The following is a 20,299-nucleotide window of genomic DNA, read 5'->3' as shown; positions in this document are numbered from 1 at the left end:
TTGTTGTACGAGGACGCCTCTGGCGTCGCTCCGATCCGGCTATCCCTGAAGAACGACGCCAGCAGCTCGTCGATGAACTAATGGATGCGCGGCGCTCGGTGGGGGTTGCGAAAAGACGCGGTGACAAGCTCGGGGAGCGCAATGCACGCATGCGTGTCGATCACGCAAAACGTGACCTGGGAGAACGTGGTCCTGTATGGTGGACGGATGGTGACGCGGATTACAACCGGCATAAGGCAGCAAATACCCCCTATGCCGATTGGTACGCTACTTTCACAGCATCTCGTTCAGGATGAGCCAGCTGCACTGCCGCGCCCATCAATCGGATTGAAGGTGCGCGGTGTCGTAGATGCCCGGCAGCTGTGCAACATTTTTCCGATGGTTTTGCAGCGGCTGCGGGAGAAGGTTGAGATCACCTGGAATTTTCTCTCGCCCGAAAGCCTCGATCTGCGTGATCAGAAGGGGTGGCAGCGCCTTCGTCTCGCGGGCGAGAGACCGGAACGCGACGATCAGCTCGCGCTGGCATCGGCGCTCCTGTGATCAAGAGGATGAGAATCAGCCTCTGCCCCGGACGGCTGACGACAGTGGGTGCGGCCAATCCGCATGCCGCACCCACATTTTTCCCCGCCGAGCGTAACTTTGCGTGAGTCCGCGTGTTATCGGGTTTGTAGTTGACACGGAAGATACGGGACCGATCCTCTCAGTAAACCGCACCAAGCGGGTGAGCTTGAAGGCGATCGCAACGATCGCAACAGAAAGGTTCTGCATGATTACTGGACGCCCGATACTGGAGCGCGCTTTCGAGCTGTCGCGCGACGGAAGCTGTGCAAGTCTCGGTGAACTCAAGGTCCGACTTGCCAAAGACGGTTATTCCAATATCGACGCCCACCTGGAGGGCCCATCGCTGAGGAAGCAACTCTCGGCGCTTATTCGCAGTTCTAGGCTCGTGCCCGCTCCGCCGGGTTGAACAGCTGCCAGACGGGCTGCTCACCCTGATCCCTAAAGGATACAGCACACACCGCGCGATCGAGTGTCGGCCGCAATGTTGTCCCTGGCAAGAACCAGTTAGGGCTCCTCTAAGCGGCAATCATAGATCCCAAGCCTTACTGCGCCGGGCCCGCACTTCCTCATATGGACATTTAGCATACTCGCCCCCAGATGAACCATGCACAGCATCATGCAGTGCTTGGCAATCACGCCCGTATGCGTCGCGAGAGGTCTTCAGCACCAGACGCTCACGCCTCAGATGCCGCCGTCACGCGCTTTATCTGCTTAGTTTGAAAAGTTAACCGGGTACGGGGAAGGTCAGAGGTCTTCACTTTCCTTGATGGCCGCGTCGACCATTGCGGACCATATGCCCGGATCGCCGTTTTGAGCCATCCATTCCGACGGCTCGCGTATGGTGCGAAGAACTGCATCGGCAGACACGAGATAGGCCCGCCAGGTGTCATCGACGCTTTCTGACGCCGAGGCTTCGACGCCATCCGCGTTGGCACTGTGGTCGAGGCCCGCCAGAACGCGGGCGATGCGCTCGACCAACGAGGTATGTGCAACATCCATGGTTCGATCTCCTTGCCCGGCTTCAACCGCGGCCCTAGGCGGCTTGTTCCCGGAATTCCGTGAAGCCCAGGAGCAGTGCATAACTCAGCTTCGTGGGAACAACCGCCACACCGGCCGCTTGAACGATCATGGAGCCGAAACATCTCTCGATCCGATGGCCCAGCATACTGTGGCTTGTACGGCATGGGCAGAGTGCCGGGAACGTCGCTCGTGACGAGGCCGCCGCCAACGGGCATCATCGTATTGCCCTCGATCATCGAGATGTGGACGTGCCGCTTTCAGACTTGGGTCGGGAGCAGGCGCGGGCATTGGGGCACTGGTTTGCGGATGGACAGGAGGGCGACCGCCCGCAGGCCATTTTGTGCAGTCCCTACGTCCGGGCGGTGCAGACTGCGGAGCTGTTCCGCAAGGCGGGCGGATGCGCGCAGGACCTCGGCATTTCTCTCGATGAGCGACTGCGCGAGAAGGAGTTTGGGATTCTGGATGGGCTGACAGGCGCGGGCATTCGGCAGCTGCAACCCGAGCAGGCCCACTTCCGCAAGGTGCTGGGCAAGTTCTATCACCGCCCCCCCGGCGGGGAGAGCTGGGTAGATGTGATTTTCCGGTTGCGAGCGCTGCTGGACACTATTTCGCTTCACTATGCCGGGCAGCGCGTCATGATCGTGGCGCATCAGGTCGTGGTGTTATGCTTGCGTTACGTGCTGGAGAACCTGACCGAAGCGCAAATCCTCGACATCGACGCGCAAGGCGATGTCGCCAATTGCAGCGTCACCCAGTACCGCTTCGATCCCAACACCGCGCAGCTCCTTCTCGATCGCTACAATGCCCTTGCCCCGCTGGAACGCGAAGGTACCCCGGCGACCCGTGCGCCCGATCCGATAGTGGCTTCGCGTGGCTGAGGAGCAGGACCAGGGCCTCCCCCTTGATCGCGCATGGTTGCGCGCTCACCCCATTCCGCTGCCCGACGAGGGAACCGACAAGAACATGCGCGGGCGGGTCATGGTGCTTGGAGGGTGCCTGGAGGTTCCGGGCGGTATCCGGCTTACAGGCGAGGCGGCGCTGCGCGCGGGGGCGGGCAAAGTGCGGATCGGAACCATTGCCCCTGCTGCGATCATGATAGGCACGCTGCTTCCCGAAGCGGCCGTCGTGGCCTTGCCGGTCAGCGATAACGGAGAAATAGACGCCTCCGTCACGGTTCTCGAAAGACATGTCCGTCGCTGCGATGCGATCGTAGTCGGTCCGGCCATGGCATGCCGCGACCACGCGTTTGGGCTGCTGGAGGCGGTGCTCGATCTTGTCGGCGAGGAGCAGGACATCGTCATCGATGCAGCTGCATTGATGAAGCTGGGTGGCCATGCCGAGCGCCTTCGTCGTCGCCAGCGCCCTGCCATCCTCACTCCCCATCCGGGAGAAATAGCCGCCATGCTTGGCGAGGATCCTACCGTGCTGGAGCAGGACCGCGCAAATACTGCTCGCCGGGCCGCCGCTCGCTTCAACGCTGTGGTCGTCCTCAAAGGCAGCACTACGCTTGTTGCCGGTCCTGAGGGAGCGCTTTTCTTCTATGGCGGGGGTACGACAGGGTTGGCAACAAGCGGGTCCGGAGACGTACTGGCCGGTATCGCCGCAGCACTGCTGGCGAGAGGATGCAATCCGCTGGCGGGGGCATTGTGGGCGGTCTGGCTGCATGGGGAAGCAGGGCGCAGATGTGCCGATACGATCGGGCCGCTGGGATTTAGGGCCAGCGACCTCTTAGCGCTTCTGCCACGTCTCATGCAGTCGGGGGGGCAATCCTGATCAGGGGCCTTGCAGTCGTAAGGTCGCTCAGATCGCGTAGCGAACGGCAGGCTGGGCAGCCCCTGCGCGATCTCGCTGCCGCTGCATGGACGAACGCGATGCTCCAGTAGCTTGCGAGGACAGCGGCCATAAACAAGCAGCAGCGACACTTTACCCGAAAAACGGGTAAAGTGTCGCTAGCGACAAATGATGGCTCTGATCGATGGCGTCGTCGAATAAATGGATTCACATCCGCGGCGCGATGTGCTTGATTCATGGTATGTTCCAGACCGATCTGTTCGCCTCCTTTCCTTCCGGTAGGGAAGGGCACTCAAGACAAGAGCTCGATTTGCAAGGGGTACTCGGGCGCCTGACGATCACGAGCCAACGTCCTCGATACGCGTTTATGGTGCTCAACCTGATTGCCAAAGCAAGCCTGCAGACCGGAGCAGCAGGTCCTTACGTGCAGGAAGGCGACAACCTGATGCCGGTGCGCGAATGGCTCTGCGCGGCTATGGCGCCAATGACACAACGTGCATCCTCCAGACAAAAACTCATCGCGCGCGTCTTGGACGAGCTCGCCCACGCAGGGAAGTTGCCGAAAGACGCCGCACTTGCCGAAGCGCTCGTCAATCAGCAAGTCGAACAGCGTGTCCGATCATCGGGACTGACAAATATCAGCCGCGCCGTGTCTGAACTCGTGAGGGCAGGCTTGGTGCACCGGCACTATCAGGGGTTTCGGGTGGATCATCACAATCGGGGCGCTCAGCGTCTCGCTGTGTATACCTTGACGCTGGAAGCGCATCGAGCGCTAGCGACGCATTAGCGCGCTGTGCCGCGATCATACAGTGCGGCCGCAGATCATGCCGATAGGTGCGACTACCATTTACACCAGCATACTGGAACTGGTTGTTTAGGGTCTGCAAGTGTTGTGGCTACTGCGATGGAGGCGTGTGAACCTTGAGCGTCGCGCCGAGAGCCGGCTGGTTAGAACCAGGGAAATCATGGCGCAGTTGGCATTCCCATTCAGACGAAAAACTGTTGCGTATCGTGCAATTGCTCGGAGCCCATGTCAAACTGTTCGCGAAGGTCCGATTTCCGGGTGGTCCAGCGTAAGGAAACGATGTTCAATAGCGTTCGGCGAATGAACAGGAGGCGCCGACCGTGTCGAACCTGGTCAGCTGCGAGTTGAACAAGTCAGGGTTTGAGCAGGAGGATATGTTTAAACTCCACTCCAGAGATTATGAAACTGCCCTGATTTCCCGAATTTGACCGGGCCCAGCTAACTTCGCAACTATTGCACGGTCTTATTGCCGCGACCTTGTACTCCCACAGTCCATGGGGTTGACCGCTCGCCTGTGCAGTGGCGCGCACGTACGTCTGGGCCGTTGACGCGCTGGCACTCTTGGCTCGAAGTGCCTTCACTTTGCGGCAGCGCGAAGAGGCGTTAGTAACGGTTGGCATCGTCAGCGGACTGGATCATCCCCCGACAATTCCGTTTCAACGGGCGAGATACAAAAACGCCGCCCCGTAAGGGCGGCGTCTCGAAGGTCGAGGACCCTTACTCCTTGGCGCCGGTGCCTGGCTCCGTAGTCTTGGGGGCCTTCCCGTCTTCAACACGGCCTTCGTTGCGAAGGTCGCGGCCTTCCTGAGCCTTCTTCTTCGCTTCCGGGGTATCGCCGTGTTCGTTCATTTCTTCCTTTACGAAACCGGCGGCTTCCTTGGCTTTACCTTCGATGCTCATGATAGTCTCCTTCAATCGCGTTGTTGGTAAAACACGCACGCACACGGGGTGTTCCCGGATCATGCCGCGCTTGTCTGAGCGCATCGAGCGAACATCCCGGGTTGCCTATGGCACGTTGCCGTTACCGGAACGGAGTTTGGCGCGGGCTTCGCCGGACGAAATCATCTGCGGGGAGATCTGCATCGGCGAATGTTACGCCAGCTCAATAAAGGACGATAGGGAGCCGTCGCTATCATAACTTATGATAGTATTCTGTGCCCGCCTGTTTCGAAAAACAGCGCTCGGTAAGAAGCGATCCTGCAACATTTAGATAGCAGGATCTGATCCCGCCTCGTAGAAGCAGTGCGCTGCTCGCGGGAAATCTGTACCTTCCCGAGATTTACCTCGGCTACGCGTGTCGCATTACGGAAACAAAGAGAGACATAAACGGTTGAAGACACGCCGATCGCGACCCTTGCGCATCGTCCCTGGGAGAGCGTTGGATGCGGATAGCTGTCATAGCCCATCTGAAATATGCCATCGGTGAGCCTTTCGCCGGCGGGCTCGAGATGCACACGCATATGCTCGTTCGCTCGCTGCGCGCGCGTGGCCATGACGTTACGCTGTTCGCATCGACGCGATCCGACCCGACCTTGGGACTCGAGCCGATCTGCGACGAGACCTCGCTCCTGGAAACCGGCATTGCCGAGGCCAATGATGTCGCCTTCTTCCGCGAGCATCATGCCTATCTCGGCCTGATGACCGAACTGCGATCGCGTTCGTTCGACGTCATTCACAACAACTCGCTGCACTATCTGCCCGTCAGCATGGCCGAGACGATGAATGCGCCCGTCGTGACCACGCTGCACACGCCGCCGTTCTGCTGGCTGGAGAGTGGCATAAGGCTCAATCGCGGGCCGATGACCTATGTGGCCGTCTCTGAAGCAACCGCCGCGATGTGGAGCCATGTGGCATGCGCCGATCACGTCATCCCCAATGGCATCGACCTTAGCCATTTCCCGTTTCGTGCGGTTGCGAGCGAGGAATCCTATCTGGTGTGGTACGGGCGGATCGTTCCGGAGAAGGGGTTGGACTTCGCCATTGATGCCGCGCGCCTTGCCGGCCTGCCCTTGCGTATTGCCGGGCCGATCTCGAACCAGACCTACTTCGACGAACTGATTGCGCCTCGTCTGAGCGGCGATGTCGAGCATGTCGGGCATCTGTCGCACGAAACGCTGGCCCGCCTGGTCGGCGGAGCCACCGCCGCCCTTTGCACACCGCGTTGGGAAGAGCCCTACGGTTTGGTTGTGGCCGAAGCTCTTGCCTGCGGCACTCCGGTTGCAGCGTTTCGCCGTGGCGGTGTGCCGGCACTCCTCAACCCTGACTGCGGCGTCCTTGCCGAACCGGATGATGTCGCGTCGCTGGCATCTGCGGCGCTCGCCGCTTCAGCGCTCAGCCGCAGCGCCTGCCGGGCCCACGCGGAACGCTACTGCGATGCACAGCACATGGTCGATGCTTATGAGGCCTTGTACCTTCAGTTGTCCGCGTCCTCGCCGGCCGTTGCCAATGAATCGGGAATGCCTCTCACCACGGTTGCCAGTGTCGCATGACACCGCCTGTCTGCGTTTGCGTACCGGCGCGCAATGAGGCGAGCCATATCGGCAGCCTGATCGAAGCCCTTGCGGAGCAGACGACGCAGGTGCCGTTTACCCTTGTGGTGTGCGTCAATAACAGCAGCGACAAGACCCGGGCCGTGGCAGTCGAGGCGGCGCTGCGCTTCGACGCGCGGTTCCAGCTTGAGGTGATCGAACGGGAATTCGAGCCTGCTCTGGCCCATGCAGGGTCGGCCCGCCGCGCGGCAATGAACCTTGGCGCAGAGATAGCGGGTATAGACGGGTGGCTGATTTCCACTGACGCGGACTGCCGCCCCCCGGCAAGCTGGCTGGAAGCAAATCTTGCGCAAATGGCGGCGGACCGCATCGTCGGTGGCCGGATCGAACTGGACGAGCGGGAGGCAACCACCGATCCGACGATCTTTGCGCTACGGGCTCGCTTTGACGCGTACTGGCACGCCGTCCGCGCCATCGAGGATGCCATCGATCCCGTCGCATGGGACATGCCGCCCAGGCACGGCGATCATACAGGCGCCAGCCTTGCTTTGTCCGTCGACTTGTATCGACGGGCGGGCGGCGTTCCGCTCCTTCCCACCGGTGAAGATCGCGCGTTGGTGGAAGCCGCGATGAAAGTCGGCGGCAAGCTCGTCCACCCAGTCACAGTGTGGACGCGGGCATCGTCTCGCACGGCAGGGCGCGCCGCTGGCGGCATGGCCGCCGATATGCAGCGATGGATCGATCATGCAAGAAACGGCGACGCGCCCCTGGTCCCGGCACTGTCGCACTGGGAAGCGCGGGCCCGCTGGCGCTCTCGAGCAAAGCGTGAATTGAGTCCGGACGCTTGGCTGGACGCCGAGCGCGCGCTGCCGGCGATGCCCTGCGACATGCCGCTTCCAGCGATGGCAGCAGTATCATGAGCCGTCCGATCGGCTACTACGTCCATCATCATGGCGACGGTCATCGTCAACGGGCGATGGCGATCGGCCAGGCGCTGCAAGACGTCGTTCTACTGGGGACAGGATTGGCGGGGAGGGCAGGCGATCTGCCGTGCGTCGATCTTCCCGATGACCGTCTGGAGGACGGGTTCACCGGCATCGATCGCACCGATCGCCCCGCATCGCTGCACTATGCCCCGCTGGATCATGAGGACATCCGCCAGCGCACAGCGATGATGAGCGCCTGGATCGCGCAGGCGCGCCCTTGTCTGATCGTGGTCGATGTGTCGGTCGAAGTCGGGATGCTGGCTAGACTGGCGTCGGTGCCCACCGTCTATGTCCGTTTGAACGGCCGGCGGCTTGATACCCCGCATCTCGATGCCTTCCGGGGCGCCAAAGCCTTGCTTGCGCCCTTTCATGAGGCGCTTGACGACGACGAGGTGCCGGCGTGGGTACGTGAGAAGACGTTCTACGCCCCCGGCATCGTTCGGGCCGCACCCAGCGATGCAGGTCCGGGCGAGGATGTCGTGTTGATCGTCCTGGGGCGTGGCGGCGACATGTCGGATGGGGGCAGGTGGGCAGAGGTTGCCCGCGCGACACCCGGCGTCCGGTTTCGCGTCATCGGCCCCTGCACGGTGCCCGCGTCCCTCCCGGCCAATCTGGAGTTTCGGGGATGGGTGGATGATGCCGGTTCGCAGATCGCCAATGCCCGGGTCGTGATCGGTGCCGCCGGAGATGGGGTCGTCAGTGCGGTGCTATCGGCACGCCGCCCGTTCATCTGTCTGCCCGAACCGCGCCCGTTCGACGAACAGGTCTCCAAGGCGCGACGGCTTGCAGCTGTGGGTGGCGCGATCGTGCGTTATACCTGGCCGCAGCCAGAGGAATGGCCGGCGCTGATCGATGAAGCAACGCAGCAGGCCGGATGCTGGCCGGGATGCCTGACGATGGAAGGCGGACCGGATCGCGCGGCCCGCTGGCTGGAAGACCTTACGCAACGATCATGCACACTACGGAACCGCAGCGCGTGATGAGCCATGAGCTCGGCCGGTCTTCACCGGCGATCGACATCGTGGACCACTTGGCCCGGCTTGGCGCGCGCTATGACGCGGCGCCCGGCTTTCCGGTGGAGAGCATGTCCACGCTCATCGAGAGCGGCCACCATCGACGCTTCGCGCCGGACGCCAGTGGCGGTCAGACATTCGCGGATGAGGCGGCACGCTGCCGCACAATGGCGCAGGCGTTGCGGGAAGTCGGGCGCGGGGATCTCAGCGTCGGCCGGCTCTACGAAGGCCATGTCAACGCCCTGTCGCTTCTGGACTGGTACGGCACGCCGGATCAGCATCGCTGGCTGGCCCGCGCCCTCGATCGCGGTGCGTGGCTGGGGGTCTGGGCGACCGAGCCGCCCCGCGGTACACGTTTGACACAGGAGGAGGGCGGGGCCTCGCTCGTCGGCGAGAAGGTCTTCGCAAGCGGCGCGGGGGGTCTCGATTATGCACTGGTCACAGCCGCCAGCGAGGATCAGGCGCGCCGGCTCGTCATTGTCCCTGCAAGCGAGAAGGCCAGAACCGACCTTTCGGGGTGGCGCGTACGCGGGATGCGCGCCAGCGTGAGTGGGCGCTATGTGCTTGACGGCATGACCGTGGACCCGATCATGCTGCTGGGCGAGCCCGGGGATTACGATCGCGATCCCCGCTTCACCGCAGGAGCCTGGCGCTTTTGCGCTGTCCAGCTTGGCGGTATCGAAGCGCTTGTTACAGAAGTTCGACGCGCCATGGGAGAAACCGCCCGCGAAGATCCCGTGCAGCGTGCCCGCTTCGCCAAGGCTGTAGTGGCGATGCGCACCGCCGGCTTTTGGGTGGCAGAAGCCGCGCAGCGCTTCGCGTCCGGCCATGAAGATTGCCTTGCAGTCGCTCTTCTTACCCGCGGCATCGTCGAGGATGCCGGATTTGCCGTGATGGAAGCCGCAGCACGCATTCTGGGCACGCGCAGCGCGTTCGATGGGGAACGCGCGGACAAGATCATCCGCGATCTTTCCCTTTACCTGCGGCAGGCAGGCCCCGATTACGCCCGGGACCAAGCCGCGAGGAGGCTTCTTGAACAGAATGTTTGGGATGAGAGCGACCGCTTATGGTAAAGATGGAGCCTTTGACATCCAGCCGATGGTCGCGCGCGCGCTGGCTCGTTCTGGCGCCCCATCCCGATGACGAGACATTGGGCGCGGGTGCGCTGATCGCGCATTCTTCTGCCACCCATCGACTGGGCGGGATCGTCTTCCTGACCGATGGGACTGGATCGCATCCTGAAGGGACACCCCGCGTCGCCATCACCCGGCGCAAGGAAGCCCGTCACGCCATCGGCAGGCTGACGGCGACTGCGCCGTGCATAACCTGGATGGGCTGGCGCGATGCACACCCTTATCGGTGCGATAGCTTGGCGTTCTCAAGAGCGGCCAACAGGCTTGCAGCATTGATCCGTTGGCGCCGGATCGATGCGATTGCCGTAACCGATCATAGCGAGACGCACTGTGATCATGTCGTGGCCTACAGCCTCGCTGAAGCAGCACTGCGCAGAGCACACCGACGAGTGACCCTGTTCGCCTATCATGTCTGGAGCGATTCCCCGGCGCGCGTGCGGCGCATCGCGACCCCAGCCATGCCGATCGGGCAGCGTCGGCACGCTCTTCTCGCCCACAGAAGCCAGATGTCGCCCATATTGGGCGACGGCTTTCGCCTTCCGCGCAGAATGCTTCGCATGCCCGCGCACGACGTGCTGACACTAAGACAGGATCGCCGATGACAGGTTCAAGCCTTGACGCCGAATACTTCGACGGCATCTTCGCAGCGGACGAAGATCCGTGGGATCTGGCGTCAAGCGATTATGAGGCTGCGAAATTCGCTCACACGCACGATGTGCTGGCGGATCGGCGCTATGCCCGGGCGCTCGAGATCGGTTGCGCGCATGGCGTTCTGACCAGCCTGCTGGCGCCGCTGTGCGACCGTCTGCTCGCCACAGACATCAGTGCCAGGGCGCTGGCTCTGGCGCGCAAGCGGGCAGGTGGTCATCCGGGCGTAACGTTCGCACATATGGCGTTTCCGCATACGACACCAGATCCTGCCGACTTCGACCTCGTGGTCCTCTCAGAGGTGGCCTATTACTGGGATCTGGTCGATCTCAAGAGGGCGGGTGCGTGGCTTCGGGATCATGTAGCGCCAGGCGGTCGGCTAATTCTTGTCCATTACACCGGCGAGACTGATTATCCGCATACTGCCGACGATGCAGTGGAGACCATCTGGTCCGCGCTTGGCGGAGAGTTCAGGATGGAAATGATGGCTCGCAAGGACATGTATCGCCTCGATCTGTGGGAACAAAAGTGAGAGGCGTTTCTGTCCTCACGATCGTGCGCAACCGCAGCGCACACCTCGCTCAACTGGTGGAAGGTCTGCGACGCAGCGATCGCATCCCTGATGAATTGATCGTTGTGGACATGAGCGATGAGCCAGTCGACCCAGGGCCGGCCAGCTTTCCCGTCCGGATCGATCGCTTCGAGACCGATGGTTTACCGCTGGCCGCTGCCAGAAATCGTGCAGCATCGTTGGCGAGGTACGACCAGCTCGTGTTTCTCGATGTCGATTGCATCCCTTTGCGCGGTTGTGTTGCCCAGCTGGTCGATCTCCTGTGCGGGCATGACGCCCTTCTGTGCGCCGACATACGTTATCTCGGTCCGAATGACGCTCGCGGATCCTGGGACGAGGCTACCCTTTTAAAAAGCGGGCGAGCGCATCCGATCCGCGTCTTCCCTGAAAGGGGCGTGCGCGAGGAAAAGAACGCCGGGCTGTTCTGGTCGCTTGCCTTCGCGTTGCGTCGATCGACCTTTGAGTCGCTGGGTGGTTTCGACGAGGCGTTCGCCGGTTATGGCGCCGAGGACACCGATTTCGGGTTCAGGGCTGCGGCGAGCGGATTGAAGTTGCTGTTCGCGGGACAGGCTATTGCCTGCCACCAGTATCACGACAGCTATGAACCTCCGGTCCAGCATGTCGCTGATATTGTGCGTAATGCCACACAGTTTCACGCGCGGTGGGGCCGGTGGCCGATGGAAGGATGGCTCGACGCCTTTGTTCGCATCGGCCTGATCAACTGGACGGACGAAGGTCTGGAATTATTGCGTTTGCCCACCTGTGCCGAAATGGCTGCAGCTCGCATCGAACCAAAGCAGTGGGGCGCGGAAACGCAGCTGGCGACCCACAGCGCCGGCTGCGTTTCAAAGGATAATCACCCGTGGGTAGCCAGGCGCCCGTAGTCGTCGATGAGCGTGATCTGCGATGGCGGTCCATCGCTCCAGTTCCAGAGCACCAGATTCAGGTCATCGTCATTGGCGCCGCGGGCATAGCTGCGCACGAGCAAGCCGTTGAAGCCACAAGCGACAAGAGTTTCGGCGAAAATCTGCGTTCGGGATTTGCCGCTCTTCTGCATTTGATCTCGCCAACCTGGGTCGGCCAGATCCGATAGGGTCATGTCGAAATTACGAAGTGCACGAGGATCGCGACTGTCGAGCACACTTTCGATGAAGGCATCATACGCCACGATCGTGGTCGGCTGCAGATCGCCGACCTGATTTGCCTCTCGTATGGCGGTGTGAAGCGATGTCGCAAGATAGAGTGCAGCCATCCCCTTCGGATTGAAGCGCCCGCCGTACAGTTCGGCGCCGCGGCCCGATAACGGCTCGTGCGCAAAGACAGGGTTCAACGCCCGGTAGAGCTTGCCTTCATATCGCACGGCCACGTTCAGGCGTACACGCCCGCATCCACCGCATCGATGTACTCCAGCACTTCGTTTGCCCGGCCACTTTGAACCAGTTGCATGGCAGTCTGACCCGAAAAACCAGGCAGCGGTTCCGAGCGGTACCATGCATAAGCAATGAGCGAGGATCCAAACCGCGGGGTAGTCTTGGTGACCACCTCGATCATTTCCCTGAGGCGGCGCTGCGTTTTGTCGGACCCGATGCGGTCCTTGCGTTGAACAGCGTCGCGGCCCAGACCCGCCGAGCGAGCCACCTCTTCACTCGTGGTGCGCAAGGCCAGCGCGATTTTGCTCGGAGCAAAAAGCCCATGATCAGCAAATTCGAGCAATCCCATATATCGTCCCTCGCGAATGCGGTCTGACGCTATATAGCGTCAGAATATGCGCGCTTCAAGGTCAGCGGCTGCATTGTCCTTCGCCACGGCATCCGTGCCGGGCGCTCAGGCACAAATGCATTCCGGGTTCGGTTGCCGTTCCTTCCATACGAAGCAGATAGTGAACCGTCCTACTGCTACCGAAGACCACTGCGCGAGATGTCGCATTGAAGAGGATGTCCTGGAAGCCGATCGCGTCAATAGCCGGGTGATAGAACTGCCGCGCCGCGTCGAGGCATCGTCGTGAATTCAACGTGGTCGCACCTGGGCTTACCCCTACAAGCTATTCTCGAGACGTGGACGATGATCCGTCTCTTCGTGAGGAAGCGGGCGCGGGGGTCCTGGTGCTTGAACAGGACATCAGGGGCGTCTCAGAAAACCAAAGATTGCAAGCCAGGAAATGCCTGTCACAGCGGCAAGGTCAGCTGAGTTCCATTTTCGCGCCGAGCGGCAGCAAGGCCAATCGCCAAATGGTCCGCGAGGCTGGCGATAGCCTCATGGCGCGCGCGTTGAGTTGCAGCGGTCAGTCCTACTCGCGCCCATGCCGGGGCGCTCTGCAGCAGATCCGCTAGGACGGAATTGGTGGAGCGTGAGTCGGTCATGAACTCATTTTAGAACATAAGGCGAACAAAGACGCAAATGAAATCGACGAAGCGCAATTGTTCTGGAAAGTTTGCTTCAAGGGCAGTTGGGCCAAAGGAAATCGGCAGGAATCTCCGGTGGTGCAAGCTTGGAAATTTCTAGTCTATGGGATGCGCCTAAAGGGCCAGTTTCATCGTCCGACTGTCGCAAAGCGGCATAGTCGCAGTGGCGGGGAGTGTGTCACGGGAAGGGATGGGCTACGGGCGCGGAGCGTCTTTGCGACGTCGAGTGATCAGGGGCCGCCACGCAATGTTCAGGCTCGTCCAGCTATCCAACCGGCCGCGCACCAACTTGCTTGGCTTACATGCAAACTGGACAATCGGCGCCGCCTTTGGAGTGTCTCAATGCCTACGTTTCTTCCTGCCCGACTTGTTGCTGTTGCTTTTGGATTGTCGATTGTCCCAAGCCCGGTTCTCGCGGCTTCGAATCATCTGCATCCATCTGCCCATAAAACCGATGCTTTGCAGTCGCGCCTTAGTGCCCGGTTGCACACCATCGAGGGCAAGCTGAGCGCCGCCCGCAAGGCTGGAAGGATCGGCCCTGCAAAGACAGCCCAACTCAGCAAAAAGCTTGCCTGGGTACGGGCCGATGCGGCGAAGTATGGCAAGGAGCAAGGCTTTCTGAGCGCGGGCGAGAGCGCCAGTTATAACCGGGCGCTTGACGAGGTGGAGCGCACTTTGCGCTGATCTGCGCGCTCGAATCAACAGGATGGCAGCGGATTGGTCGCTTCAACCCGCTGCCGTCGGCCACCTGACGCCTGGCCGTTGGCCTGTAAGAAAAGAATTTGAAGCAGCATCGTCCGGCCATGGGTGGGGATCACGACTTCACTGTTTCTCGCACCGGGCATTTCGACGGATCCTGACAATAACCAAAATGGTTTGGGGCGATAATAGAAATTATGTAAAACTACATGCGTGCTTGATCGTACAGATGCAGCACGAATGATTGATGTAGCTTCCGCTTCATGTTCAACCTGCGGGGTATGCCTGCGCGAGGCGTTCCAGGCGGCAGCGGATATCATCCGGTAGTACGAACTCGTCGCGATGGTAATCGTGCGTTCCCGCCACTGCACCTTCCACAAGGTCGTCATGAAGACTGCCCATTAACCCGTTAATGGCGCTGAGAAAGCGCGACATTCGAAACAGCTTGTCGCCCGGTTCCAGCGTTCGCATCGTATCGTAGAAAGAAACCTGCCGGCTGACGATCTTGCGCATGGCGTGAAAACGATGTGCTGTCAGTCTGGCATCGCCTAGCCACCGCCGCAGACGGCTGATCTCCTGCTTGCGGTAGCAAAGAAAGCCCTCTGCGTCGTCGAGCCGGACGTGCCGCACTTCGCGGTGCACGGCGCTCCAGACAGGCCACGTCAGTAGCAACCGCAATGCCAGCGCATAGCCCAGCACCGCAAAGCGACGATTGTTGCGGTATGCGTCCTGCAGATGACCCATGACTGCCACAGTGGCACCGAACAACGTGGGAACACGGTGTTGCACGCCGTAGAGCACGAGCGCAAAGCGCAAGTGCTTGTATCGCGCCCGGATCAGCTTGTAGCGGCGGCGTGCGGCAGGCGCGAGGTTTCCGGTCGACAACAGCGTGCCGGTCAGGGAGCGCAAGTCGCTGCGCAGCGCGCCTTCGCGCCAGAACTGGATGCACAGGTCTAGGCATCGGCGCATTTCCTCTTGCGAGCAAGCGACGGGAATCCTGTCGGGCAGGCTGACCACCGGATCAACCACATCGTCCATCTCGACGGCTTCGAACAGCGCGTCGATGATTTCCGGCGCATATTGGACGCGCCGGGTCACGCCGGTGCTCCCGCTGCCATGTCGTGCGTCAAGGTATGGCGGGCGCGATAGGCAAGGATGGTGGGCAGCAGCATGAGCAGCGTCTTGAGGCAAACCCCGACGACATAGGCAAGGCCTGCGCCCCAAATCCCGAACAGGTGGATCAGCACGACGAGAACCACGGCATACCCCAACGCAGCCGCGCCTTCCGCGGCCAGGGCCGATCGCTCTCTACCAGCCATGTAAAGAAGGGACTCCAGCGGGAAAGCCGCCATCGCCACTACCAGCGACGCGGTCATCAGTTGCAGCAGATCGTAGGCTTCCACGTACTTCTTGCCGAAGACCAGATCGATCACCGGCTTTCCGCCAACTGTCACGATCAGCAATACGACCATGGCGATCGCACCCGAAATCACCGCGCTGCGCAGAGCCAGTTGCCATGGATGCCGGCTGCCCGGATCGAGGCGCATGATCTCGGGATAGAAGCTGCGGGACATGAGTTCTGCGGGCTTGCTGGCAGAATCGAAGAAGGTGGCCGCGATCTTGAACAGGCCGGCTGCAGCGGGACTGAGCAGCGCGCCGACGATCAGGTTGCTGACGGGCCCCCAGGCTGCCCAGATGGAGTGAGCGATATTGGTCGTCCACACGAAACCCCAGGCGCGGGGCAGTCTTCGTGCAGGGCCAAGGAGGCCGGGCCGCAATGCACCGCGCACCTTCCGGCGGCGCAACTCCCGGATTGAGAGCACCCAGAGGCACAGGTCACCGGCCAGATCCGCTGTGTACCACGTCAGCACGAATCCGGTGAAGCCGAAGCCGCCGAAATAGGACAGCAGTGCCCCTGCTGAGCGGACCAGCGGCGTGACCATCTGCTGCAGCGCAATCTGGTCGAACCGGTCGAACACGCGCAGTATGCCGGTTGGCGTAGCCGCCGCCATGGTAGGGATAAGCGTGCAGTAAAGCATGGCCAGCTTCAGATTTTCTGGCCCGATGCCGAACCATTGCGCTGCATGGGGAAGCAGCAGCAGGCCACCGGCAAGGCCGACGAAGCCGCTGGCAAGGTCCAGCCCCACGGCAAACCCGGTGACATCGCGCAAGGTCTTCATGTCACCGCGTTCCAGCGCGGGCGCGCCATAACGGACGATGAATTGCCAGGTCTGGAATTTCACCACAGCACCCACGCCGTTGGCATAGGAGTGGATCAGCACCAGCGTCCCGAAAAGCGCAGGCGTCAGCCCCCGCCCCGCGCAGGCGAGCGCGATGAGGCCCAGCAACGCGCCTCCCAGTTTGCCCGAAGCGAGCAGAGAGGCATTGCGCACGATCGTGCGGAACACGCCGTCGGAGAACCAGCGTTGCATCGGAAGGCTTGCCATCACGCCGCCAGCGCCTGCCGGGACACCAGCAGTTGCCACACCGCCGCCCTTGCCCGCGCGATCACCTGCTCCAGCGGTTCCTCCGCATCCAGTTCCACGATCGGAGCATCGCCGAAACGCAGGCGCGGCACGTCCGCCACCTTGCGCGCCAGCGAGGTGAAGCGATGGTCGGGCTTGCGGGCGGCGGCAACCTCAAGCGAGACGTTGAGGCGCAGCACGAGATCGGGGGCCTGCGCTGTCATGATCCGGAACATCCGCCGTTCGGACGCCGCCATCATGCCGACTATGCCGCTGGCGGATGCAGCGGCGAGGCCGGGGCCGTCCATCGGACCGGGCAGGTCCATTTGCGGAAAGCGGTCGGCGATGATCGTCCTGCCCCCTGCCCGCAGCCGCTGCATCCGGCGGAAGCGGTGCAAGCGGCGCAGCGAAAACGCGTAGATCACCAATGCAGCCAGCAGGCCGGGGCCCTTCTCGCCCTGCGCCTTGCGGGCCGTGGCGTGGATCGACTTGTCGAGGCGCCCGCCCAGCAGCGGCAGCCGCGCGATGACACGGCCGACATTACCCGACTGCTTGCCGAGGTGGCAGGTGACGGTGGGTCGGGTTTCGTTCAGCCAACGCTCCAGCTCCTGCGTCAGGGTGGACTTGCCGGAGCCATCGCAGCCCACGACGGCGATCAGGGGAGGCTTTTGCGTCATGCGCCCATGCCCCCAACCTGGGCCAGGGCGAGCACGGTGGTCAGAACTTCCAGATAAGGGCGCGTCGCATCGACATCGACGATGGGCGCGCCGCCGAACCGCAGCGTGGGCAGGATCGCCAGCTTCTTTTCCAGCAGTGCGCGCGTATGGTCTGACTTTCGAGCCAGGGCAGTGTCGGCGTCCACGTTGAGGCGAATCACCAGCGTGGGGCGGCAGGCCGCCATGTCCTGATAGAGCGCGCGTTCGCGGGCGGCGAGACGTTCCACCGCGGGCGTTCCCTGGCGCGTCCAGGCAAGGCCCGGCCCATCGAAACCACCGGGCAGTTCGGCCTGCGGATAGCGATCGGTGATGACGCGAATGCCGCTCTGGCGCATTGCGACAACCAGATCGAACCGCCGCTTGCGCGCCAGCGAGAAGCCATACATCGCCAGCGCCGTCACCATCCCCGGCAGCCGCTTGTCGGGCGCAGAGTGCGCCTTGCCGGCCTTGGCGGTAAGGAACCGTTCGACAATGCCGCCAATCAGCGGAAGACGCCCGATACGACGCCCCATATCGCCCGTGCCGAGGCCGAGGTACATCGATCGCGTCGGTGCCTCGCGATTGAGCAGTGCGGTCAGGTCGCCCACCAGCGTCGACTTGCCGGAACCATCGCAGCCGACCAGCGCGATGCACGGCGCCAAAGCCGCCCTGCTTTGCGACATGCCTTGCAGCGCGAGAGAATCCAGAGGTGCGAACGCCGCGATATCCTGCGGCCGATTCTGCATTGTCATATATCTGCAGCCATGCTCTGATACGTCGAGTGAAGGTTGGCGGTATTGCGCCCTCACGCGCTTCGAAATCCGCTCCGTAATCCATCAACCTGATGCGAAGCTGATGCGCGAAAATGCGTGTCCGCCGTTTGACAGCGCTTGCTTTCGGGGCCTAATTTCCGCGCGAATCCGGGCCGTTTCAGGCCCCCTGCACACTTTCCCGGAGCCACGCCTTGCCCCGCCTGCTGCTTGCAGAAGACGATGTCGATCTTGGTCCAGCGATTCGCCGCGCGCTGGAACTCGAAGGGTACGTCGTCGATCTGTTCACGCGGGGCGACGATGTGCGAACCGCCGCAAGAGTCAGCGAATACGACGTCATGCTCCTCGACATAGGGCTGCCCCATGGGTCGGGTCTGGACGTGCTGCGCGACTTGCGCGCAGGCGGTGATGCCACCCCGGTGATCGTGGTCACCGCGTTCGATCGCACGCAGCAGCGGGTAGCCGGACTGGACGCAGGCGCGGACGATTACGTGGTAAAGCCCGTCGATCTGGAAGAACTAGCCGCACGGATACGATCGCAAATGCGCCGCCGCGACGGGCGGCAGAACGACAGCATCGCGGTGGGGGCCGTCACGCTCGATTTCACGGGCCACGTTGCGACGATGGACGGTCAGGACGTTCCCCTCACCGCCAAGGAATACCGTGTGCTGGCGTTGCTGATGCGCCGTGCCCGTCGGTTCGTGTCCAAGGCAGACATCGAGGCCGAACTGTACGATCAGGACAACTGGGCCGAATCCAACACGGTCGAAGTCGCCATTTCCGCCCTGCGGCGCAAATTTGGACGCGAATTCATCCGCACCGCGCGCGGGCTGGGTTACATGGTCGGGGCCTCGCACGGATGAAGCGCAGGCCCTCGCTATCCACCGCGCTCTACCGGCGCGTCCTGCTGCTGCTGGCGCTGACGGGACTGGCCATGGGCGCGGTGCTTTATACGGTCGCCACGCGAGAGATCGCTCGTGCCTCTGACGCCCAGTTGGTCAATGCGTCGCGCCTGCTCTACATGATGATGCAGGACGATCTGGCAGCTGGCGTGCTCGAACGGCACGACCGCATCGTGGGGGCAGACGGTGACCCGCTGCTTTCCAGCCAGGAAGCGAAGGCATTCCAGGCGTCCTACGACACGTGCATGTTCACCGTCTTCTGGAATGGCAAACCGATTGCCCAGTCCGGATGGGGTGCGCCGGTGCGTCTCGTACCTCGCCGCGCCGGCCTGCACGATTTTCACGCGCTGGGCGATCACTGGCGCAGCTATGGCATGAAGGGGCATGATCCGCGCCTGCTGATCGTGGTGGCCGAACGCAGCGCCCTGCGCGAATTTTCATTCGGTCGCGTTCTGGGCGAACTCGCCGTGCCGTTGCTTGCGCTGCTGGCGGCCGCCATGGTCGTGCTGTGGTGGACGCTGAGCAAGAGCCTGTCGCAAGTGGAGCGCCTGGCCTCCACGCTGAATGCGCGCTCGCTTTCCGATCTGGAAGCGCTGGACCCGCAGGAATGGCCGCGGGACGTGGAACCACTGATCGTAGCGCTCAACAAGCTGTTCGCCCGGCTGGAAGGCGCCTACGAACTGGAGCAGGCGTTTACGGACGATGTGGCGCACGAATTGCGCACCCCGCTGGCGGCGATCCGCGCACAGGCGCAGCTGCTGCGGCGTCTGTCGCCCTGTGCCTTGGGCGAAGATGCCGACCGGCTGGTCGCGACGGTGGATCGCGCGAATGACCTGATCGACGGGATGCTGGTCCTTGCCCGGCTCAATTCCACCGCCGTAAGCGCGCGGTCGATAGACGTTCATGCGCTGGTCGCTGAAGTGGTGGCCGACAGTCTGGTGAACCTGCGCGCCGATGCGATGGAGGTTAGCGTCATCCCCGAGCATATCGTCCGGTGGCGGTGCGATGCCGCGTTGTTGCAGATTGCGCTGTCGGCCGTGATCGCAAATGCCATGCGGCACGGTCTGGCCGGTGCCCATCTCGACATCGCCATCGTGCGTGCATCCGACCGGCTGGTCATTACCATAGGCGATCGCGGCCCCGGCGTTCCTGCAGAGGAGCGTGAGCGCCTGCTGCACCGCTTCGAACATGGCGGTTCGAGCACTTCAGGAAGCGGTCTCGGCCTGTCGATCGCGACCAAGGCCATCGCCCTCCTGTCCGGCACCATTAGGCTTGACGACCGCCCGGACGGTCAGGGGCTGCTGGTGATCCTCACCCTGCCCTCGGCATGATGCCGCGACGTGAAGTCT

The 20,299-nt window shown here is 62.2% G+C and carries 23 protein-coding genes; 14 read left to right on the top strand and 9 right to left on the bottom strand.

Features of this window, described 5'->3' with window-relative positions:
• Positions 1-171 precede the first annotated feature (171 nt).
• Positions 172-540, top strand: a complete 369-nt coding sequence (locus tag GGR40_RS12610) for a hypothetical protein (protein WP_429276590.1) — start codon at positions 172-174, stop codon at positions 538-540.
• 765 nt (positions 541-1,305) lie between these two features.
• Here GGR40_RS12610 and GGR40_RS12605 read toward each other — a convergent pair.
• Positions 1,306-1,560, bottom strand: coding sequence for a hypothetical protein (locus GGR40_RS12605; protein WP_429276589.1), 255 nt, complete (start codon positions 1,558-1,560; stop codon positions 1,306-1,308).
• A gap of 128 nt (positions 1,561-1,688) precedes the next feature.
• Between GGR40_RS12605 and GGR40_RS12600 the strand changes: the two genes are divergently transcribed.
• The 3 genes from GGR40_RS12600 (at position 1,689) to GGR40_RS12590 (ending at position 4,159) form a co-directional block, all read left to right on the top strand.
• Entirely contained in the window at positions 1,689-2,459 is a 771-nt protein-coding gene (locus GGR40_RS12600; protein WP_429276588.1) for a histidine phosphatase family protein, read from the top strand.
• A 37-nt stretch (positions 2,460-2,496) separates the two neighbouring features.
• Positions 2,497-3,354 carry an NAD(P)H-hydrate dehydratase gene (locus GGR40_RS12595; protein ID WP_429276587.1) on the top strand — a complete coding sequence of 286 codons (858 nt, stop codon included), beginning with the start codon at positions 2,497-2,499 and terminating at the stop codon, positions 3,352-3,354.
• Positions 3,355-3,556: 202 nt separating this feature from the next.
• Positions 3,557-4,159: a hypothetical protein gene (locus GGR40_RS12590; protein WP_429276586.1), complete on the top strand. Its 603-nt coding sequence runs from the start codon at positions 3,557-3,559 to the stop codon at positions 4,157-4,159.
• A gap of 735 nt (positions 4,160-4,894) precedes the next feature.
• Here GGR40_RS12590 and GGR40_RS12585 read toward each other — a convergent pair.
• Positions 4,895-5,077, bottom strand: a complete 183-nt coding sequence (locus tag GGR40_RS12585) for a hypothetical protein (protein WP_211152052.1) — start codon at positions 5,075-5,077, stop codon at positions 4,895-4,897.
• Positions 5,078-5,559: 482 nt separating this feature from the next.
• On the opposite strand from GGR40_RS12585, the gene GGR40_RS12580 reads away from it, so the two are divergent.
• Genes GGR40_RS12580 through GGR40_RS12550 form a run of 7 tightly spaced genes read left to right on the top strand, consistent with a single transcriptional unit; the run spans position 5,560 to position 11,901 of the window.
• Complete coding sequence (locus GGR40_RS12580; protein WP_429276585.1) at positions 5,560-6,666, top strand: glycosyltransferase; 1,107 nt, start codon at positions 5,560-5,562, stop codon at positions 6,664-6,666.
• Positions 6,663-7,586 carry a glycosyltransferase family 2 protein gene (locus GGR40_RS12575; protein ID WP_429276584.1) on the top strand — a complete coding sequence of 308 codons (924 nt, stop codon included), beginning with the start codon at positions 6,663-6,665 and terminating at the stop codon, positions 7,584-7,586. Before GGR40_RS12580 ends, GGR40_RS12575 begins: the two co-directional genes overlap by 4 nt.
• The gene (locus GGR40_RS12570) at positions 7,583-8,632 is read left to right on the top strand and encodes a glycosyltransferase (RefSeq protein WP_429276583.1); all 1,050 of its coding nucleotides are present in this window, start codon (positions 7,583-7,585) and stop codon (positions 8,630-8,632) included. Before GGR40_RS12575 ends, GGR40_RS12570 begins: the two co-directional genes overlap by 4 nt.
• Positions 8,632-9,738: an acyl-CoA dehydrogenase gene (locus GGR40_RS12565; protein WP_429276582.1), complete on the top strand. Its 1,107-nt coding sequence runs from the start codon at positions 8,632-8,634 to the stop codon at positions 9,736-9,738. The genes GGR40_RS12570 and GGR40_RS12565 overlap by 1 nt, the downstream gene beginning before the upstream one ends.
• Positions 9,732-10,400: a PIG-L deacetylase family protein gene (locus tag GGR40_RS12560; protein ID WP_429276581.1), complete on the top strand. Its 669-nt coding sequence runs from the start codon at positions 9,732-9,734 to the stop codon at positions 10,398-10,400. Before GGR40_RS12565 ends, GGR40_RS12560 begins: the two co-directional genes overlap by 7 nt.
• Complete coding sequence (locus GGR40_RS12555) at positions 10,397-10,978, top strand: class I SAM-dependent DNA methyltransferase (protein WP_429276580.1); 582 nt, start codon at positions 10,397-10,399, stop codon at positions 10,976-10,978. The genes GGR40_RS12560 and GGR40_RS12555 overlap by 4 nt, the downstream gene beginning before the upstream one ends.
• Positions 10,975-11,901, top strand: a complete 927-nt coding sequence (locus GGR40_RS12550; RefSeq protein WP_429276579.1) for a glycosyltransferase family 2 protein — start codon at positions 10,975-10,977, stop codon at positions 11,899-11,901. The genes GGR40_RS12555 and GGR40_RS12550 overlap by 4 nt, the downstream gene beginning before the upstream one ends.
• On the opposite strand, the gene GGR40_RS12545 is transcribed toward GGR40_RS12550, so the two are convergent.
• The 3 genes from GGR40_RS12545 to GGR40_RS12535 all read right to left on the bottom strand — a co-directional run bounded on the left by GGR40_RS12545 (position 11,874) and on the right by GGR40_RS12535 (position 13,377).
• Positions 11,874-12,383 carry an RES family NAD+ phosphorylase gene (locus GGR40_RS12545; RefSeq protein ID WP_429276578.1) on the bottom strand — a complete coding sequence of 170 codons (510 nt, stop codon included), beginning with the start codon at positions 12,381-12,383 and terminating at the stop codon, positions 11,874-11,876. The genes GGR40_RS12550 and GGR40_RS12545 overlap by 28 nt on opposite strands.
• 2 nt (positions 12,384-12,385) lie before the next feature.
• On the bottom strand, positions 12,386-12,736 hold the full coding sequence (locus GGR40_RS12540) for an MbcA/ParS/Xre antitoxin family protein (RefSeq protein WP_429276577.1): 351 nt from the start codon (positions 12,734-12,736) through the stop codon (positions 12,386-12,388).
• Positions 12,737-13,182: 446 nt separating this feature from the next.
• Entirely contained in the window at positions 13,183-13,377 is a 195-nt protein-coding gene (locus GGR40_RS12535) for a DUF6771 family protein (RefSeq protein ID WP_429276576.1), read from the bottom strand.
• A gap of 384 nt (positions 13,378-13,761) precedes the next feature.
• Between GGR40_RS12535 and GGR40_RS12530 the strand changes: the two genes are divergently transcribed.
• Positions 13,762-14,103 carry a hypothetical protein gene (locus GGR40_RS12530; protein ID WP_429276575.1) on the top strand — a complete coding sequence of 114 codons (342 nt, stop codon included), beginning with the start codon at positions 13,762-13,764 and terminating at the stop codon, positions 14,101-14,103.
• Between the two features lie 282 nt (positions 14,104-14,385).
• On the opposite strand, the gene GGR40_RS12525 is transcribed toward GGR40_RS12530, so the two are convergent.
• Genes GGR40_RS12525 through GGR40_RS12510 form a run of 4 tightly spaced genes read right to left on the bottom strand, consistent with a single transcriptional unit; the run spans position 14,386 to position 17,940 of the window.
• Positions 14,386-15,216 carry a hypothetical protein gene (locus tag GGR40_RS12525; protein WP_429276574.1) on the bottom strand — a complete coding sequence of 277 codons (831 nt, stop codon included), beginning with the start codon at positions 15,214-15,216 and terminating at the stop codon, positions 14,386-14,388.
• Positions 15,213-16,565, bottom strand: a complete 1,353-nt coding sequence (locus GGR40_RS12520) for a lipopolysaccharide biosynthesis protein (protein WP_429276806.1) — start codon at positions 16,563-16,565, stop codon at positions 15,213-15,215. Before GGR40_RS12520 ends, GGR40_RS12525 begins: the two co-directional genes overlap by 4 nt.
• A complete protein-coding gene (locus GGR40_RS12515; RefSeq protein ID WP_429276573.1) occupies positions 16,565-17,260 on the bottom strand; it encodes a nucleoside/nucleotide kinase family protein in 696 nt (231 codons plus the stop codon). Before GGR40_RS12515 ends, GGR40_RS12520 begins: the two co-directional genes overlap by 1 nt.
• The gene (locus GGR40_RS12510; protein WP_429276572.1) at positions 17,257-17,940 is read right to left on the bottom strand and encodes a nucleoside/nucleotide kinase family protein; all 684 of its coding nucleotides are present in this window, start codon (positions 17,938-17,940) and stop codon (positions 17,257-17,259) included. The genes GGR40_RS12515 and GGR40_RS12510 overlap by 4 nt, the downstream gene beginning before the upstream one ends.
• A gap of 302 nt (positions 17,941-18,242) precedes the next feature.
• Between GGR40_RS12510 and GGR40_RS12505 the strand changes: the two genes are divergently transcribed.
• Together GGR40_RS12505 and GGR40_RS12500 are read left to right on the top strand one after the other, a co-directional pair.
• A complete protein-coding gene (locus GGR40_RS12505) occupies positions 18,243-18,911 on the top strand; it encodes a response regulator transcription factor (protein WP_429276571.1) in 669 nt (222 codons plus the stop codon).
• Entirely contained in the window at positions 18,908-20,281 is a 1,374-nt protein-coding gene (locus GGR40_RS12500; RefSeq protein ID WP_429276570.1) for a sensor histidine kinase, read from the top strand. The genes GGR40_RS12505 and GGR40_RS12500 overlap by 4 nt, the downstream gene beginning before the upstream one ends.
• Positions 20,282-20,299: the final 18 nt, after the last annotated feature.

Source organism: Novosphingobium gossypii, assembly GCF_050433305.1.
Classification (GTDB): domain Bacteria; phylum Pseudomonadota; class Alphaproteobacteria; order Sphingomonadales; family Sphingomonadaceae; genus Novosphingobium; species Novosphingobium gossypii.
The sequence above is the reverse complement of the archived record's forward strand: the minus strand, read 5'-3'. Positions and strand labels throughout refer to the sequence as shown.